19 protein-coding genes and 1 pseudogene are annotated in these 18,225 nt (G+C 42.5%); 4 read left to right on the top strand and 16 right to left on the bottom strand.

Annotation, left to right across the window (positions count from 1 at the left end):
* Positions 1-7: 7 nt before the first annotated feature.
* The gene (locus BLL40_RS14430) at positions 8-847 is read right to left on the bottom strand and encodes a M56 family metallopeptidase (RefSeq protein ID WP_073712570.1); all 840 of its coding nucleotides are present in this window, start codon (positions 845-847) and stop codon (positions 8-10) included.
* A gap of 3 nt (positions 848-850) precedes the next feature.
* The gene (locus BLL40_RS14425) at positions 851-1,264 is read right to left on the bottom strand and encodes a BlaI/MecI/CopY family transcriptional regulator (RefSeq protein ID WP_073712569.1); all 414 of its coding nucleotides are present in this window, start codon (positions 1,262-1,264) and stop codon (positions 851-853) included.
* A 234-nt stretch (positions 1,265-1,498) separates the two neighbouring features.
* Here BLL40_RS14425 and BLL40_RS14420 point away from each other — a divergent pair, with 234 nt between their 5' ends.
* Positions 1,499-2,635 carry a cation:proton antiporter gene (locus BLL40_RS14420; RefSeq protein WP_073712568.1) on the top strand — a complete coding sequence of 379 codons (1,137 nt, stop codon included), beginning with the start codon at positions 1,499-1,501 and terminating at the stop codon, positions 2,633-2,635.
* A gap of 123 nt (positions 2,636-2,758) precedes the next feature.
* Here the strand turns inward: BLL40_RS14420 and BLL40_RS14415 are convergent, their stop codons facing one another.
* From BLL40_RS14415 to BLL40_RS14390, 6 genes are all read right to left on the bottom strand, one after another.
* Entirely contained in the window at positions 2,759-3,343 is a 585-nt protein-coding gene (locus tag BLL40_RS14415; RefSeq protein WP_073712567.1) for a hypothetical protein, read from the bottom strand.
* Between the two features lie 244 nt (positions 3,344-3,587).
* Positions 3,588-4,208 carry a hypothetical protein gene (locus BLL40_RS14410; RefSeq protein WP_073712566.1) on the bottom strand — a complete coding sequence of 207 codons (621 nt, stop codon included), beginning with the start codon at positions 4,206-4,208 and terminating at the stop codon, positions 3,588-3,590.
* A gap of 75 nt (positions 4,209-4,283) precedes the next feature.
* Positions 4,284-5,495 carry a S1C family serine protease gene (locus BLL40_RS14405; RefSeq protein WP_073712565.1) on the bottom strand — a complete coding sequence of 404 codons (1,212 nt, stop codon included), beginning with the start codon at positions 5,493-5,495 and terminating at the stop codon, positions 4,284-4,286.
* A 209-nt stretch (positions 5,496-5,704) separates the two neighbouring features.
* Positions 5,705-7,102, bottom strand: coding sequence for a sensor histidine kinase (locus BLL40_RS14400; protein ID WP_073712564.1), 1,398 nt, complete (start codon positions 7,100-7,102; stop codon positions 5,705-5,707).
* Complete coding sequence (locus tag BLL40_RS14395; protein ID WP_073712563.1) at positions 7,092-7,766, bottom strand: response regulator; 675 nt, start codon at positions 7,764-7,766, stop codon at positions 7,092-7,094. The genes BLL40_RS14400 and BLL40_RS14395 overlap by 11 nt, the downstream gene beginning before the upstream one ends.
* Positions 7,767-7,850: 84 nt before the next feature.
* A complete protein-coding gene (locus tag BLL40_RS14390; protein WP_073712562.1) occupies positions 7,851-8,384 on the bottom strand; it encodes a superoxide dismutase family protein in 534 nt (177 codons plus the stop codon).
* 390 nt (positions 8,385-8,774) lie between these two features.
* Between BLL40_RS14390 and BLL40_RS14385 the strand changes: the two genes are divergently transcribed.
* A complete protein-coding gene (locus BLL40_RS14385) occupies positions 8,775-9,017 on the top strand; it encodes a hypothetical protein (protein ID WP_073712561.1) in 243 nt (80 codons plus the stop codon).
* A 621-nt stretch (positions 9,018-9,638) separates the two neighbouring features.
* Here the strand turns inward: BLL40_RS14385 and BLL40_RS14380 are convergent.
* The 4 genes from BLL40_RS14380 to BLL40_RS14365 all read right to left on the bottom strand — a co-directional run bounded on the left by BLL40_RS14380 (position 9,639) and on the right by BLL40_RS14365 (position 13,364).
* Complete coding sequence (locus BLL40_RS14380) at positions 9,639-10,838, bottom strand: MFS transporter (RefSeq protein WP_073712560.1); 1,200 nt, start codon at positions 10,836-10,838, stop codon at positions 9,639-9,641.
* Positions 10,839-10,942: 104 nt separating this feature from the next.
* Entirely contained in the window at positions 10,943-12,157 is a 1,215-nt protein-coding gene (locus BLL40_RS14375; protein WP_073712559.1) for a hypothetical protein, read from the bottom strand.
* A gap of 14 nt (positions 12,158-12,171) precedes the next feature.
* Entirely contained in the window at positions 12,172-12,900 is a 729-nt protein-coding gene (nfsA, locus tag BLL40_RS14370) for an oxygen-insensitive NADPH nitroreductase (RefSeq protein WP_143180127.1), read from the bottom strand.
* A gap of 5 nt (positions 12,901-12,905) precedes the next feature.
* A complete protein-coding gene (locus BLL40_RS14365; protein ID WP_073712557.1) occupies positions 12,906-13,364 on the bottom strand; it encodes a small multi-drug export protein in 459 nt (152 codons plus the stop codon).
* Positions 13,365-13,553: 189 nt separating this feature from the next.
* Between BLL40_RS14365 and tlp the strand changes: the two genes are divergently transcribed.
* Entirely contained in the window at positions 13,554-13,796 is a 243-nt protein-coding gene (tlp, locus tag BLL40_RS14360) for a small acid-soluble spore protein Tlp (protein ID WP_073712556.1), read from the top strand.
* A gap of 75 nt (positions 13,797-13,871) precedes the next feature.
* Here the strand turns inward: tlp and BLL40_RS14355 are convergent, their stop codons facing one another.
* From BLL40_RS14355 to BLL40_RS17640, 4 genes are all read right to left on the bottom strand, one after another.
* Positions 13,872-14,831, bottom strand: a complete 960-nt coding sequence (locus tag BLL40_RS14355; RefSeq protein ID WP_073712555.1) for an alpha/beta hydrolase family protein — start codon at positions 14,829-14,831, stop codon at positions 13,872-13,874.
* 11 nt (positions 14,832-14,842) lie between these two features.
* Entirely contained in the window at positions 14,843-15,367 is a 525-nt protein-coding gene (locus tag BLL40_RS14350; RefSeq protein ID WP_073712554.1) for a helix-turn-helix domain-containing protein, read from the bottom strand.
* A gap of 144 nt (positions 15,368-15,511) precedes the next feature.
* Positions 15,512-16,504 carry an NADPH:quinone oxidoreductase family protein gene (locus tag BLL40_RS14345; RefSeq protein ID WP_073712553.1) on the bottom strand — a complete coding sequence of 331 codons (993 nt, stop codon included), beginning with the start codon at positions 16,502-16,504 and terminating at the stop codon, positions 15,512-15,514.
* A 135-nt stretch (positions 16,505-16,639) separates the two neighbouring features.
* Complete coding sequence (locus BLL40_RS17640; RefSeq protein WP_216820189.1) at positions 16,640-16,930, bottom strand: hypothetical protein; 291 nt, start codon at positions 16,928-16,930, stop codon at positions 16,640-16,642.
* Between the two features lie 203 nt (positions 16,931-17,133).
* Here BLL40_RS17640 and BLL40_RS14335 point away from each other — a divergent pair.
* Positions 17,134-18,225, top strand: a pseudogene (locus tag BLL40_RS14335) (RNA-guided endonuclease InsQ/TnpB family protein); the annotation flags it as partial.

Below are 18,225 nucleotides of genomic sequence, written 5' to 3'. Positions count from 1 at the left end.
AGATCATTTACGACAATGCGTAAATGAACAATAAACAAATAATCGAAAAAATAAACAACGACGTAACAGCTGACTTCAGCGGCACATTTAAAGGGAATTCTGTTAACGGATCTAGTATACAATGAATGCGATAGTTCACGGACGTATCCGCAAATGACACGTACGAAAATGGCATCTTCATCTGTCTGCCCGCTTTCAACATTTTAAGGAGCGCACTGCCAAGATCAACCGATGATCCCTGCTGATGAATCGCATATTCATCCGCCTGCAGTTCTTTCGCCACCTTATACTGTTCCTGTACCCATCTCAAAATTGGCATGTACCACATAATCGACGCGAAAAATGACATGACGAACACCTTCAGCGGATCACGGTGTTGTTTATGGTACATTTCATGATGCACGACTGCCTCAAATTCATCGTCACTCAACATTTCCCGAAGTCCCGTTGACAGCACGATTTTCGGACAAAAAAACCCCATCGTCACGGCAATCGGCGCCGGATATGAAATCATTTGAATATCTCCGCCGTATGCCTCATTCATTTCCCACGTAAGTTGATGATGAGTATATTGCTTAAACGTTTTTTTCATACGGGCTGAATGATACCACTGCGTTCCCATTTTCCAAATTGACGACAGCAGCGTACTGAACACGAGCGCATCGAGTACATGCTTAAGAAAAGATAAACCGAATGCCTTCATCGCATTGTGGCAGACCACAACAAGATTAAATCGCATATCCAGACCTGCGAACATGGACAAAACATACAGCCCCATTTGCGTAAAAATCGTTCCCGCCATGATGAGACACACGATAAACATCGTTTTCGTCTGACGTTTCGACATACGTTATCGTTCCTTCTTCAATTCTTTTATTTTTTGCTCAAGCTGAGCGACGAGATCATCATCCGCATCATCGAGCGCGTCAATCATATGGCTGACGACAACGCTGCCGAATTCGTCCATCAATTCATGCGTCATTTCTTTCGACTGCGTGTTGATGAACTCTTCTCTCGTTAATACCGGCTTAAACATCGTCGTCCTGCCTTCCGCCCGTTTCTGCAGGAGGCCTTTTTCCACGAGCCGGTTCATCACGGTCATGACCGTATTGAAATTCGTCGCTTTCTCTTTTTCAAGTTCAAGCTGCACATCTTTAATGGTCCGCTCCTCGCCGCTCCAAAGAATATCCATTATTTTCGCTTCAAGGGGACCGAAAAAACGGTTCAAGCCGCTTTCGTTCATTTTAAACTTTTGTATTTTCATTGGATGGCCACCTCACATTACTCATTGTAGTGTGAGATCGATTCCGAGTCAAGAATCGTATGTTTAACATTTTTAACACAAATCGTACATGATTATTTTTTAATCTGTGTATTCAGAAATAATTATTGACGTAACGGAGCAGTTAGTTGAATAAGAATGAATAAGGACTAGTTAAATGTCCTTTCGTGATAGGCTCTTTTTGTATTTTTACGAGTTCATAAACAAAGGGGGGAGATTAGAGTATTCATCCTTCAATTAGCCATTATTCTACTTGCATCCAAATTGGCTGGGAGCCTGAGTGTAAAATTAGGACAGCCTTCCGTTCTTGGCAAACTTCTTGTTGGAATTGTGTTAGGACCTTCTGTTTTAGGATTAATAAATGAGACAGAGACCCTAGAGGAATTTAGTAAAATCGGGGTTATATTGTTGATGTTTGCTGCCGGATTAGAAACAGACATTGATGAATTTAAACGGGCTGGAAAAGCATCCGCCTATGTCGGTTTCGGTGGTATGATTGTCCCTTTTGTTTTCAGTTATATCGTTGGAATTATGTTACATTTCACGACTATGCAAGCCTTGTTTTTAGGGTTGCTGCTTTCCGCAACAAGTGTAAGTATTTCCGTTCAAGCACTTAAGGAATTGAAACAATTAAAGACCCGCGAAGGCACGACCATTTTAGGTGCCGCTGTCATCGATGATGTCGTCATCATTGTTGCGTTGGCATTCTTAATGAGTTTTACGGACGGAGATGTTCATTTAACAACGGTTATTTTAAAGAAAGCATTATTTTTCATAGGAACCATTCTAGTTGGCTGGAAAGTCGTTCCTTGGTTCTTAAAAAAGGTTACACGATTAAATGTGACAGAAACGCTCCTTACATCTGCATTAATCATCTGTTTTGTTTTTGCCTACTTCGCAGAATACACAGGGATTGCTGCAATCATCGGAGCCTATATTGCAGGAGTTTCTATTAATATTACGAGTTTTAAAAACGAAGTGTTCAAAAAGGTGGAGACGATTAGTTATTCGATCTTCGTACCAGTCTTCTTTACTTCCATCGGTATATCCGCTCAGTTTGCCGGAATCACTCATTATTTAGATCTTATTGCGATCTTGAGTGTCTTAGCCATTGTAACGAAATTAGCTGGATCTGGTATTGGTGCTAAACTGGCTGGGTTTAGTTGGCACAGCTCCCTTGGGATCGGTTCAGCTATGATTCCCTGTGGCGAAGTGGCGTTGATCATGGCCGCCATTGGTTTAGATTCCAATTTATTGACTCAAGAGATGTTTGCGGTCATCGTTGCGGTCATTTTCGTTACAACCATTGCTACTCTTCCACTGATGAAATTGAGTTTCAAATCAAACATGTAATCAAAAGATAATATCGGATGAGCTTTAAAATACAGCATTTATCTTCTTGATGAAACAAAAAAAGACTCGCTCCCTTAAACATACAGAGAGTGAGCCTGTTTCGTCTATTTGATTTAAAGATTGTCAGCCAATTTGAGCCGCTGTAAATACGACAGGACCAACAATTAAAGCTACATCATCCGCTTCATCTGCAATCACTTCTGCAGTTAAGTAATATCTTGTTTTATCGTTATCGCCGTCACAAGTAGTAAATTTGTTTTTCAACAAAGAATCTACATGGATAAAGGTTGTTGTTTGGGCATTTAGTTCGTTAGTATCTTCCCCTACACCCTGTCTTGTAACAAATATCACATCTCCATTTCTAGAACCTTTTCTAATTTTGAATTCTAGTACTAGACCAGTTGTAGGGGCTGGATCTACTACTCTCCATCCCACTGTAGCAGCTAACCAGACTACATCATGACTACATTTGTCTTTACGGTCATGTTTCGGACAAAACTTAATTTTAGCTAGTACATTTTCCTCTTCGAAAAGAACCGTTCTTAAAGGACGATCCAAAGGCATATTACGTGGCTCATCATAACGAAATGCTTTCAAATCGTCTTGATTCATCCGGTCTTTATCCTCCCTTTCCCTTTTTTCATGTTTACAGCGTTCACAGTTCTTGCGATGCTTGTCTTCACCATGCTTGCAATGCTCTTCACTCAATACAATCTTCCCCTTCCTTTCATTTTATTTAGTTTAAAACAACCAGCGAACTTAACTGGTATACTTCATAGTATGAATTCTTGAATTCTCTGTATAGTTCGTCTAACTATCTTTAAGAAATAGTTTTTACATGTTTTGCTTACATGTCCATGTCCTCCTTCCAAATGAACCCGATTTTAACAGATAACAAGTCTCTTCACTGGAACGAAAAAAAGCCCCGTTAGCCGGGACTTTTTGTTCATTCTTAATGAAAGGGTACGTTGTCAACACCGAGTGCAGAGAGGTCTTCTTTTGCTTGGTCCATTAATGCTTTTGCTTCCTCTTTTGTCTTTTCATCTAAACCTTTCAATATATCACCGCCAGGGCCGCCTTTGCCCCCACGTTTAGGACGTTCAATGCCTAGTTCTGCGAGTTGCTCCTTTGCTTCTTCATGTGTAATTGTGCCGGCACGCTGTTCTTCCATAATCGCTTTTGCTTTCGCTTTCGTTTCAGCATCTAGATTGGCGAATCGATCGCCTTTCTCTTTATGATCTGGACGTGTTATCCCGAGTGCTTCCAGCTTTGTTTTCGCTTCATCTTCTGTGATCGTACCTGCTTTTCTCTCTTCCATAATAGCTTCTGCTTTCGCTTTCGTTTCAGCATCTAAATGAGCGAATCGATCACCCTTTGCGCCCTTCTCTGGCAAGTTCACACCAAGATCGGCGAGTTTTGTGCGAAGTGTATCCATGATTGTGTCCACTTTTTCCTGCGTCGCATCGCCTGCGGCCGTATCACTTGCGGCCAGTGCCGGTAAACCAGCAGCACCTAATACGCCGAGTGACAAGGTGCCTGTCATAATGTAATGGACCAACTTGTTTTTCTTCATTCGTTTTCCTCCTACATGTGTATTGGGATGTTACGTTACCTACTTTAACCATAATTGGTGAAATTATAGTGAAAATCACTTTATTTGTGCACGTAATGTTAAGTGAATCTTTTGAGATACGCCGTTACGGTAAATCTCAATCGTCACTTTATCGCCAATCGACGCTTCATTATATAAATATTTGCGAAATTCAGCCGTCCCGCTCACAGCCGTACCATTCACTGATACGATCACATCGCCCAATTCAAACCCAGCTGAATCAGCCGCTGATCCTGTTTCTACTTGCGTAATCACGGTTCCTTCCGTCACAGTTGCAGGCAGGTTTAACTGCTGCTGTAACACGTTTCTCCGTAAAGCATTCACATCTTCAAGACCAACACCAAGATACGCACGCTGTACTTCGCCTTTGTCCATTAGTTCTTTAATGACTGGAATCGCATCTTCAGTTGGAATCGCAAATCCCAGTCCTTCTACACCCGATTCAGCAATTTTCAAGCTGTTAATGCCAATCACCTGGCCCGCGCTATTTATTAGTGCTCCACCGCTGTTCCCCGGATTGATCGCAGCATCCGTTTGAATGACATTTAGTTCCCATTCACCAGCGGATGTCGTCACCGGCACCATCCGATTGATCCCGCTCACAATGCCTTCTGTGACCGTGCTTGATAAATCAAGACCGAGCGGATTGCCGATCGCTGCGACTTGTTCGCCCAGTTTCAACGCACTTGAATCCCCAAAATCGGCCACTTCCGTTACGTACGAGCTTGAAATCTCAAGAACAGCTAAATCGGTTAATGGGTCTGCTCCAATGACTTTAGCGTCTACACGCTCACCGCCTGTAAGCGCCACTTCTACCGTATCGGCTCCTTCAATGACATGATTATTCGTGACGATGTAGCTCGTCTTTTCTCCTTTTTTAAAAATCACTCCGGAACCTGTACCTCTTTCCGTTTCTTCTGCTTCTCCATTCGATGTTTCCACAGCAGGCCCTCCGAACATATTTATCTGTTCCTGCGCCTGCAAATTGATCACTCCGACGACAGCTTCATCAATTGCATCAATGGCGCTAACGAGATTCGTAGAGGATGACGCTGTTGATGTTGGCTGTACAATAACGCTGCTTGCTGAATCCTTTTCTGCTGGATTCGTTGTTGTATTCATTAGGACTGGCGATAAATAAAACATCATCGTCCCGCCCGCTAAAACACCTGTCAGCGAAGCCGCAGCCATTTTTATAAATCCTCTTTCTTTTTTCTCCCTTGCTGTATATCGTTCTTCCGTTTCCATCTTCACCCGCTCCTTTTATTCATCTCATTTGATCTAACATCATTGTAAAAAAGAAAAGTGAAAACACAGTGAAACGAGAACATGACTTTAAACATTTCTGTTTACGGCAGGATTTTATGCTACAACAGCGGAAAACCCCCTAATTTCAGGACTTTCCCGCTATGAGTTTCGAAAATCCCGCCATAACAAAAAGCGGTCTCAAAAGCTGATTACTTTCTCGCTTTTGAGACTGCTTGATCTAGTGGAATATTCACCGTAAAGATACTTCCTTTATTCAGTTCACTTTCGACGCTGATCGTCCCCTTATGAATATCAACAATCCACTTCGCAATTGATAAACCGAGCCCGTGTCCGCCAAGTGCTCGTGTTCTTGATTTATCGGATCGGTAAAAACGGTCAAAGATACGGGCCTGCTCGTCAGGATGAATGCCGATGCCTTCATCTTTTACGGATATTCTCCACTCACGCTCTTCTTTTGACAACGTCAACGCCACATGGCCGCCGTCTGGCGAATACTTCACCGCATTATCTAGTAATATATATAAAAGCTGCTTGATTCGCTCTCTGTCTCCGGTCACATTCATGTCATCCTGTGCATGAAAATGAAGCGCAATGTGATTGGCTTCGGCATGAGGCATCAATGATTCAATCACATTTCTCGCCTCAACATATAAATCAATCGATTCATACGACCGGTTAACCGTACCAGAATCCGCCCTTGCCAGTACGAGCAAATCGCTCACAAGACCAGTCATCCGTTTCACTTCCAACTTCATGTTTTTTAATAGTTTCCCCGCAAATGGATCTTCTATGGCACCGTCGGTCATCTCCATCGCATCAATCGATGACAACATGACGCTAAGCGGCGTACGCAATTCATGGGATGCATCACCAACAAACTCTTTCTGCCGATTAAAAGCCGCTGAAATTGGCTCCATCGCTTTTTTCGACATCATGTAGCTTATCAAAATTGCCACACCCGCAAACAAAACGGCTAGACCGAGAAGCAAGATCAACAGCCGGTCAAACAGCTTATACGCAAACGACACGTCTTTTCCAATATAAACCATGCCAATAAACTGGTTTTTATAAAAAATCGGACTGCCGTCAATCATGAGCCGTACATGAACGGAAGCAGGCCGGTGATCAATCTGTTCACTGTCAAACCTGCGTTCCTCAAACGTTACATTCAGCGTTTCTTCACGAATTTGATTTCTCTTTGGCACCCATCCTTCGACAAGGGCTAGAAGTTCCTTCCTCATGTGCGGCATCGTTTCACTGCCCATGACAAAATGGCCTTTTGAATCAACTACATAGTAAAAAAACTGATCCACACCGGCGAGTACGAGCTCCTGGCTGCTAAGTCCCCATAATTCATTACGGGTACTTTCAGCTAAATATTCGCTAATAATTCGTGTTTCCTGACGGGTCAAACTTTCTAATTCACGATGCTGATCACGCAAAATCACCACGTAAAGAAGTGTATAAACGACAACGACAAATAACAGGAGAAACAGGAGAAGCAAGCCGCTATACTGCATGGTTAACCTTGTTTGCGTGCCTTTAAATAAATCTGGATCGCCGCGTTTAAAGAACTTATTCTTCAACTTTATAACCGACTCCTCTTATGCTTTGAATAATGTCTTGCGATCCAAACACGTCCAGTTTTTTACGTAAAAGCTTCACGGTCGCATCAATCGTTTTCATCGTCACATCCGTATCATATCCCCAAATACGGTCTAACATTACATCCCGTGTTAACACGTGCCCTTTATTTTGCACGAGCAAATCAAGGAGCTGAAATTCGCGTGGACTTAACTGAATAAACTCCTCACTTTTATGGATCATCTGGCTGTTCCGGTTTAGCTCAATCCCTTGAATAGATACCGTTTCTTCAATGATCGGTGCATAATTTCGGCGCGTCAATGCCCTGATTCGAGCAAGTAATTCATCAATTTCAAACGGCTTGACAAGATAATCGTCTGCTCCCGAATCAAGTCCTGTAATCCGGTCTTCTACCGCATCTTTTGCTGTCAACATTAAAATCGCACCTGGATACCCGTCACGGCGCAAATCGCGGCACACATCAACCCCGTTGCCATTCGGCATCATCCAGTCCAAAATAAGCACATCATAATACGCCGCTTGCGCATAATCATACGCATCTTCCCCTCCCTTTACCCAATCCACTTTATATCCGCCTTTCTTTTTCAACATAAAACAGATTAATTCACCAAGCTGCACATCATCTTCCGCAAGCAAAATATTCATTCCGGTTCACTTCCTTTCATTCCTTATTTTATACTACATGCAGGTGAAATTAGAGTAAAAAAAGCTTGAAGAGAGAAAACCTCTTCAAGCTTCTTGAATGGATGCGCAGGCAATTCGATTCCCGGCGTTTCCGGCTGGATCTGTTTTGTAGTCATCGGCTTTTTCATGAATAATGAGCGCACTGCCATCTGCATCAAGCAATGAATCTGTCCTAAGCTTAACGCCCGGTGCCACGGTCGTCACGTCCACTTTCCCCGACTGTGGCACCTTTATATTCGGCAAATCACCTGCGTGAAAGCCTTTCGGGTTATGAAAACCATGTTCTTTGCCTGTTGGATTAAAGTGGCCGCCGGCTGATTTAAAATCAGGCGGATCACACTTACCGGTTTCATGTATGTGAATGGCTTTCGTTCCCGGTTCCAACTTTTCGGCCGTCACATGAATCTTCACTCCTTTTTTTGTTTCAGTAAAAACGGCTTCGCCAATGATTTCACCAGCTGAATTCATCACTTGAGCGCTCACCGATGGCTTCGACATACTCCCGACCGGCAGCGTTTGACAGCCACTTATCATGACAATAGACAAAAAACCAGTAAAGATCAACCATCCTTTTTTCATGCCTTATCCTCCGTCTCATTTGGATTCTTTAGCATGATGTCCAGACGTTGAATATTTATTCCATCACTACCGGAAAACAGACAGTAACTGAAAGTATGTGCAGACGCCGCGCAGCATGTTACCTGTGTCGCACATTTGAATTTTTAAGGAAAGTGGTTTCCCAAGTACGAATCGTTCACTAGCAATCGTTTCAATCCGGTCAATTTCCTCTTAAATAATGCTATAATGATCATCATTGATAAAGTGAAACTTCATTCAGTGGGGAGGTTAGGTTCACAGGATGTGAATCATGCAGACGTTGTCACAGGACGTGACGATCTTAGTCTGCGTTCCGCTATCCTCACTGAATAAATTGATTACCATTAACGAAAACGAAAAGGACGTGATCGTTTGACTTCATCGAAATTCCGGCTTATCTACCGGATTGTACTGATTATTTTTGCGCTTGTTTACGGCATTATGGCCTACCCTGACGGCTGGAGCCGGTTTGCGCTTTTAATCGCTGTCATCGCTATTTTTATGACATTTGAAGATGTATTTATGAAAAAAGCAAAAAAACAACAGCGCATCGCTTTTGTCCTTATTTTCGCACTCGCTTTCTTCTTGATGTTTTATGTCGCTTTTCTTGCATAACAAAACCCGCCGGATCATTATGTCCTGGCGGGTTTTGTTTATCTCTGTTGATTAAAGTAATGATTGATTTGTTTAAACAATAGGTGAAGTCCGCCGCTGGCTATCGCTATCGCAAGAATGAATGTGATAAACATGATGAGAAAGAACTCCAATTTCGCATATGCCCCTTTCGCATTTCTCTTGAGGCTAGTATACCCGCTCGCGATTACATGCGTATAACAGATGGATTAAATCACATTACGATTTCATTAAAGGGTGAAATATAAAGCTGTGCCGATGACGACAAAGAAAACAACTAAAACGCATAGACCGAGTACAATGAATTTAATCATGACCAAATTCCCCTTCGAATGAATTATACTGGACGAAAAAGAGATATCCCTATGCCGTACTTACTCCCTTTTTGACCGGTTCATCATAGATACGGCAAATACAACGAGCAATACGAAACATCCAATAATGGTAAACATACTACCGCCTTCTTTCTTCCTTTTTCTTACGGTCATTGTACTTCTTTCCCCGACATTGTTCCATTTAAATTAACAACCACCCCGCTGAAAGCGAAGTGGCTGTCGATGTATTTCGTTTACGTACGGTTTGTTTACTCAGCTTCTTTACATTCTACTCCAGTTCCACTTGTTTCGTTTCCCGCCCAAGTGTTGCGAGTACGATGACACCGATGACAATACTGGCGCAAAATAAGCCGAAAATAAAGCCGATCGACTGGCCGGACGCAACGAGTGATCCAACGAGAAGCGGACCTAAAATTCCACCGATTCGGCCAACTGCCGCCGCCATTCCTGTGCCTGTCCCGCGAATGACCGCCGGATATTGCTCCGGCGTGTACGCATATAGCGCACCCCATGCACCAAGGTTAAAGAAGGACAATAACATCCCTGACACGATCAAAATCGACGTCGACTCCGCATTTCCAAACACGAGTGCTGAAGCGGCCGTTCCGAGCAAATACGTCACTAAAACAAACTTTCGTCCAGCCCGTTCAATAAGCCAGGCAGCGCTAAAATAACCTGGCAGCTGCGCCAACGTCATGATGAGCACATATTCAAAGCTTTGAATCATGCTGAACCCTTTTATAACCATGACACTTGGCAGCCAAAGAAACATTCCATAATAGGAAAATACGACCGTAAACCAGACGACCCATAAAACGAGCGTCGAACGCGAATACTTTTTCGACCAGACGTCGCGCATATTTTGGCCAATGGTCCGTTTTTCTGCTTTAGCCGGTGAAAATGCTGGCGAATCCGGCAGCTTTAACCGCAAATACAACGCATAAAATGCCGGCACAGCCCCGATGACAAGTGCTGCTTGCCATCCATATGTTGGTATGACGAAATAAGAAATAACCGCTGCCAGCAGCCAACCAAATGCCCAAAAACTTTCAAGCAACACGACCACTCTCCCGCGGTCTTTCGCTGACACACTTTCCGATACGAGCGTTGACGCCACTGGCAGCTCGCCTCCAAGCCCCATTCCGACAAAAAAACGTAAAATTAAAAAAGCAGCAAGCGTCGTCGTAAGGGCGGACAAGCCGCTCGCGAGTGAAAACATGAGCAACGTAATGATGAATATATTTTTCCGGCCAACGCGGTCCGCGAATACCCCGAACACAAGCGCACCGACCGCCATCCCAATCGAATTCACACTGCCGATCCAGCCCATTTGCTGCGGTGTTAAATCCCAGTCTGCTTTCAATGCTGCAATAACAAACGACAGCATCCCGACATCCATCGCATCAAACATCCAGCCGAGACCTGCCACGCCGAGCAGCTTCTTCTGTGAAATAGTCTTTTCTGCCATCTTGTTTACTCCTGTCTTTACAGTTGTTTTTACCCATTAACTATAGACGGGCTATTTTGAAAAAACAAGCGCTTTTTTGAGCGGCTATACAAAATGATCATTCATCAATCGAAGTGAATAACCTCTCCGCTTGCCGCATGAATGGCCGATCGGCAATCAATTTGTCCACATAATCGATACGTTTCACCATCGTATACATACACCGGTTTCAATTGTAAATAAGGTTTGATTTTTTTAAACGCTTCTTCTTTTGACATGGATGCTTTTTCTGCTTTTTCATACTCCGCAAATTGATCATGCATCCAATTATTATCCTGATAGTGGATAACATCATATGAGTCTTTATTGAAAAAGAGCTTCCATGTCCGTGGAACAACCGTTATGTCTGTTTTGTTCATGAGCCCCACTTCGATCATTCCGTTTGTCCGCTTCATATCCGTCAGTACCCATTGTCCGCTTTCTTTCGGCGAATAGCTTTGAAGGAACCGTACACTATTCTCGATCACTTTGCTGCGTCCTTTTTTTGTGATCTGTTTTGTGTCCGGATGAGCCGGTAAGTGAAAAATGGTCTCTGTATCAATCGGTGCAGGCGCAAATTGAATAAGTTTTCGTTTTACTTTCATGTTCTTCTTCGTTTTCCATTCGAGCACCATTCTGTCATCTTCAATCGGTTCACCCGTTGTATTTGAAATAAATTGTTCGTCAATCATGTATACGGGCAGCCATTTTTCTTCCTCTTTTGACGGCACCTCACAAAACGTTAAACGGGTATAAGCGATTGTTTCCATATTTCCGAGTGTCAATGTGAATTCTTCTTCCTTCACCTGTTTTGATACACAGCCTTGTTTGGAGTAAAACGTGAGTTTTTTCTCCCCATCAAGCGACACATGAATGAATCCTTCTGGAGAAAGGGGAGTACCTTTGTACGCTGTTTGAAATGAAAAGGTGTGCGTCGATTCAGCATCAATAAACTGTTCGCCGTACGTCCAGCCCGTCTCCTGCTCAATCCAGCGAATCACTTCTTCTTTATCACCCGTTAAAAAAGCAAGACCACGCTGCGGCGCTTTTCCACCGGAAAAAATCGCCGTTTTAAGCCGACCTGTTCTTACATCGATTTCAACCACCGCCGTGCCTTCCGGATTTAAGTCTTCTTCCGTCTGGTCTTCAAAACCAGGCGGCAGCCATTCCATCGTAAGTGTATAATCTGTCTCGTTTATATCATTTTTCTCATACGTTGTTGTCGTTGTATAGCGGGTAAAGGACCCTAAACCAAATTTATCTTGCACCATATCAATCCACTGCTGAATTTGTTTATTCATCTTCATTCCTCCGGTCACTTTTGCAAAAAGCCTTTTGATTTCACAAAGTCCATCATGTGTGCGCGGCGCGGTTTAGATAAGTAATCCGCCATGCCTTCTGTCCAGCCCCCTGACTTATTGTTCGTTGAACGATTCGCATAATAAGCGCGAATGACATCGTCGTACTCTGACAAAATCCCATCGTATTTCGTTTCATTATATTCATTTGTATGTAAAACCGCTTCAACTGGAAGACGCGGTTTCACTTCGTTTGCTTCATCCGGTACCCCGAGTGTTAAACCGAATAATGGAATAACATAATCAGGCAACCCTAGCAGTTCACTGATCGGCTCTGGATTGTTTCGCACACCGCCAATATAGCAAATGCCATAGCCTTTTGACTCCGCTGCGATGACGAAATTTTGGGCAAGAAGCGCCGTATCAATGATCGATACCATAAAATTTTCTGTCGTGTCTGCTTCAATGGTTTTCCCATGTTTTTTCACCGCATAATCAAGTCGTTTTAAGTCCGCACAAAAAACGAGCGCACGTGCTGCTCCTAACATTTGAATCGGATTTCTTGAAAGCTCTGCAAGTCTCTCCCGTTTGTCCAGATCCGTCACGTCCACAATCGAATACGCTTGCACAAAATGGGATGTAGCCGCGTGTTGTGCTGCTTCAATTAAATCGTGAAGTGTTTCATCTGAGATCGGTTCATTTTTATATTTGCGCACAGACACATGAGATGTAAGCAACTTTAACATGTTCATCATCCTTCTGTTTGTTTTAAGAAAAAGTCAAACCCAAGCATTGTCCCAATACCGAAAATAAGTGTCCAGAGGCCGATACTAATCGTCAGCCATAGTATTGTCCATTTTTTATCCACTCCGAACGAAAGGCCAATAAAGGCGGCGATGTGCGTACCGATAAAAATCGGTCCGAGCAGCGCCAGTCCCGGCAGACCATATTTATTCATAATGGCTCGTGCCCGTTCCGTCTGCTTCAACTGGGTTTTTCCGGTTTTTTGAAGCTTATTCTTTACCCATTCTTCCACTTTCTTATAGCCGAAAATAAGCATAAGCACCGTTAACATATTGCCTGTGAACCCGAGAAACATAACCCAGTATGGCGACAAGCCACGCACAATCCCGACTGGAATAACAAGCGCAATCTCCATCCAAGGAATCGCTGCCGCAATAAACACAAGCGCATACTCCAATAATTGCATCAATTTTCCTCCAATATGTATTGCTTTTACTTTAATGCACGCACGTTATGAGCGCAACCATAAGCGATTATATGGCTGAAGAAACGAGAGTTGCACTGTTCCCGTCTCTTTTAAAAAAAGGAACGAATAAGATTATTTTAAATGGAGAAGTTATCACTTGTTGTCTTAAAAAAAGAAGGAGGTACATCAATGACGCATAAAAACCCAAAACCGGATGATCGGTCAGATAACGTAGAAAAACTTCGGGACATGGTGCAAAACACGATTGGAAATATCGAAGCGGCTGAAGAAACAATGGTGTTTGCTGAGGGGAAAGAACAGGCAGCCATTAAAGCGAAAAACGAACGCCGCAAAGAAAGCATTGCAAGTATGCGCAATGAAATTGAAGATGAAGCGGCTGCTCGGAAAAACGGCTATTCTGGAAATAAGTAATCTACACTTTTCACCGTAAATTTGAGTTCTATGAAAGATGGAGAATGGATGACTTCTCCATCTTTTTATACTGTCTTATCCTTTTTGTGAAGGATCTGTTTTAATATGATCGATGAGCCATGTCTCGATTGTCTTAAGTCCCTCTTCATGCAGAGGTCGATTTAGTATGTCTTTGAACATTTTTTTCATGCTTAAAATGCTTCGCGGCTCAGTTTGAACACGCAGGCCATGTTCCATGTTGGAAATAATATAGTATTGGCTTTTTCCCTGTACAAGACGGTCAAGTTCCTGTAATACGTGACTTTCTAAAAGCGGATCTTTATCGCCATGCATGGCAAACACTGGACACGTGACGTTTTTCAATGCGCGCCTCGTATCGTAGGCATCATGTTCTCGAAACCATTTTGCAGGCTGTCTAAAAAACAACTGAATTTTAATCGTGTCACGGTCTGACCGCTTCATTTTCTCTAACAATTTCGCATACTGCTTTTCATTTCTCACGTCTATTTTTAATGTCCGGTTAATCCAGCCTTTCAACCCGGGCTTTGCAAACAATTCTTTATAGGCGAACTGGCGCTGATGGTGAAGTGCTTCCATTAAATTATCCACACCGCCGGAAAGAAACATACAGCCGGACGGATTCATCGTTTCAGCAAGTATTGTCGCTAAAATCGTTCCTTCACTATGACCGCATACAATCACTTTTTCCGGATCAACATTCGGGTGTTCACGCAAAAATAGCATGGCTGTCTTCGCATCAGTCGCTAAATCAGACAACCCCGCTTCCATCCAATTACCATTCCGTTTGCCGGTGCCGTGTTTATCATACCGCAATGTTACAAACCCTAACCCCGTCATAAAATGGGCAAGTTCTTTATATAAATTCGTTTGATATTTACCTTTTCGGTCATTCCCGTCACGGTCAATCGGGCCCGATCCTGCCAGCAAAAGAACAGCCGGATACGTATCTTTATCGTCTGGAAGGGCAAGTGTGCCGGAAATCAATGGATGGATCAAAATCTCTTTTTCAATCATATGAAAACCTCCTATTCTGGAATAATAATCGTGGCCAAATTTTTCACTTTTCGCTCAGAAGATGGTTCATTTAATGAGGCTTCCCCAATGAGTGCACCCATTTTTTGAACGAGTTCCACGTATTCTTCATCCGTCACATGCAGATTTGCGATTCTGTATCCCACTCCGTCTTTCACTAAGTCCACATTGCCCTTATTCAAATAGTTTTCATACAATCCAAGAAGCTGTGTCGTGAACATAAAGAACAATTCGATATGTTCTTCTTTCGACCAATTCAAAAATTCTTCTTGTGTCTCAGGCTTTTGCTCTTTTAACGCAAATACTTTTTCCACCGTTCCCCGAATTTGATTTTCCTGCACAACTTCAATGAATTCCGCTTCAAGCAGTGTGTTCATATGCCGGTAAAGCGTCGCCTGTGGAATATCTTTTATCCGTTCTGTTAATTGCTGGACGGTTAATTTCCGGCCATTTACAAGTGACTGAATAATCTTCATCCGCACCGGATGTAAAATCAGTTTCATCTTCGAATGTTTCATCCAAACCACCTCTTCGTTTCCCTATGTTATCATTTTTGATAATAATATTCAATTTGAAAATAATCAACTGTTTTTCACGTAAAAAGAGCCGTCCGAAAAGTCAAAGAATACATGACCCGGACAACTCTTTATAAGCGAAACTTTTTATAATTGAACAATAACCCGGCCCCGCATTTTGCCTTTTAAAATAGTCGGAAACAAGTCAGGCAACTCTTTAAGTGAAACTTCTTTATAAACAAATGTTGAAAGATCATCCGGTTTTAAATCTGTCGCCAAACGGCTCCAAATTGCCTGCCGTGTTTCCATTCTGCAATGCACGGAATCAATTCCGAGTAAATTCACACCGCGCAGAATAAACGGAAAGACACTCGTTGGGACACTCGTTCCACCTGTTAACCCGCTCACAGCAACAGACCCTTGATCACTTATTTTGCTTAAAATAGCCGCTAACGTATCACCGCCAACGGGATCAACTGCACCCGCCCATTGTTTTTTATCCAACGCTTTCACCTGTCCGTTATACACGTCATCGCGGGAGATGATTTCTTTTGCTCCGAGTTTGAACAAATACTCTTTTTCCTCTTTTTTCCCCGTACTTGCTACAACGTCATAGCCCCGCCCTGCTAACATCGATACGGCGAGACTGCCTACCCCTCCCGTTGCACCCGTCACAAGCACCTTTCCTTTATCAGGTGATAGTCCGTTATCTTCTAGCCGCTGCACAGATAAAGCCGCTGTAAACCCGGCTGTACCAAAAATCATGGCTTCTTTTAACGAAAGCCCTTTTGGCAAAGGGACAATCCAATCAGCAGGGATTCGAGCATATTCACTATATCCCCCAAAATGAGATACGCCGATTTCATAGCTTGTCGCAATCACTTCATCGCCTTTACGAAAACGGGGATCTTCCGATGAGACAACGACGCCCGCTAGGTCAATTCCTGGAACCATTGGATACGATTGAACGATTTTTCCATTTGGTATGCTGGCTAGTCCATCTTTGTAATTAACACCGGAATACGCCACTTTAATGAGAACCTCCGCATGTGGCAAATCATCTACTGTCAATTTTTTGACGTTAACCGAAAAATCATTTTCCGTTTTATCAACCATTAATGCGTTAAATTGTTCACTCATTTAAACAGCCTCCTTTTTTGCTATAAGTTAATCATAATTATATCAATACTTTACTTATTGTAGCGGGGATTCTCTCGCATGCACAAAGGACTGCCTAGAAAATACCGGCAGTCCTTTCATTACAGCTATTATTCATTAATCGTGATTCCAATGTCCGTTTCTTCCATCATGATCATGTCGATCATCTCTATATCTCGGATAATATGGATAGTACGGCGGATAAGGGAAGAATGGAAAGTACGGTGAATACGGCGGTCTTGGTCTCGGGTATGGATATGGATACGGGTGGTGTGGATAAGGCGGTCTCGGTTGATGATACGGTTGCTGTACTTCGATTGCGTACTCATCAAAGCCCCCATAATCCGGATAATCCTGTTGGGCTGGCAATTCAAACTCGTCTTCAGGATGTACATGATGATCGTCCAAGATAAAAGCCTCCCTATAATTTTTCACTTCTCTCATACCTTATTCAACGCACTTCATCATGGTGTACATATCCCTTCTTTTTTCGAAAATTTCATCTTTATTCGGCAAGGATACCCCCACCTCACCTACTCCTTTCTGTGTTTGAATTTCCCATTCTCACTAAAATTACGCTATACTATAATTAGTGAAAGGTGGTGAATATAATGCCTACTATAACGGCGAAAATACAACTCTACGTTTCTAAAGAACAAGCTGAAAGTCTACATATAACAATGAATACTTATCGTAAAGCTTGTAATTGGTTATCAAACCTTATTTTTGAAACCAAAAATCAGTCAAGCAAAATTAAATGACTTGTATTATTCTGACTTGCGACATCAATTTGGGTTGAAAAGTCAAATGGCTCAATCCGTTATGAAAACCGTAATTGCAAGATACAAGTCAGCTAAATCTAATCACCACGAATGGACTTTAATTGCATTTAAACGTTTTGAATATGACCTTGTTTGGAATCGGGATTATTCGCTCACTAAACATCAATTTAGTGTAAATACACTTGATGGTCGTCTGAAACTACATTATGAGCGTAAGGCTATGACGAAATATTTTAATGGTACTTGGAAATTTGGCACGGCTAAATTGGTGCATAAGCACAAAAAATGGTTCTTGCATATCCCGATGACAAAAGAGTACCAATCGTTAGATTTAGCCAATGTAAACAATATCGTTGGTATTGATTTAGGTATTAACTTTCTTGCGACTGCTTATGACAGTCAAGGGAAAACCACTTTCTACAGCGGAAATCTTGTAAAACATAAACGTGGCGTATTTAAAGTGATTCGTAAGCAGTTGCAAAGGCGACAAACACCGTCTGCTCGTAAGAAACTAAAACAAATGGGTTCAAGAGAAAACCGTTATGTAACGGATGTGAACCATCAGATTACAAAGGCACTCGTTGATCAATACCCTAGAGGTACGATGTTTGTTTTAGAAGATTTAACAGGTGTTCGTTCTGCGACTGAAAAAGTACGAGTAAAAAATCGTTATGTTTCTGTGTCTTGGGCTTTCTACCAATTCCGTCAAATGCTTGAATATAAAGCTGAATTGAACGGACAAAAAGTAATTGTCGTAGACCCAAAATATACATCTCAAACTTGCCCTAAGTGTGGACATATTGAGAAAGCAAATCGCAATAAAAAACTACACCTATTCAAGTGTAAAAATTGCCAATACCAATCAAACGATGACCGTATTGGTGCTATGAATCTACACCGAAAAGGAATTGAACACATTGG

Source organism: Domibacillus mangrovi (assembly GCF_001906925.1).
Classification (GTDB): Bacteria; Bacillota; Bacilli; order Bacillales; family Domibacillaceae; genus Domibacillus; species Domibacillus mangrovi.
Note: the sequence above shows the minus strand (reverse complement) of the source record. Positions and strands in the feature narration are given on the sequence as shown.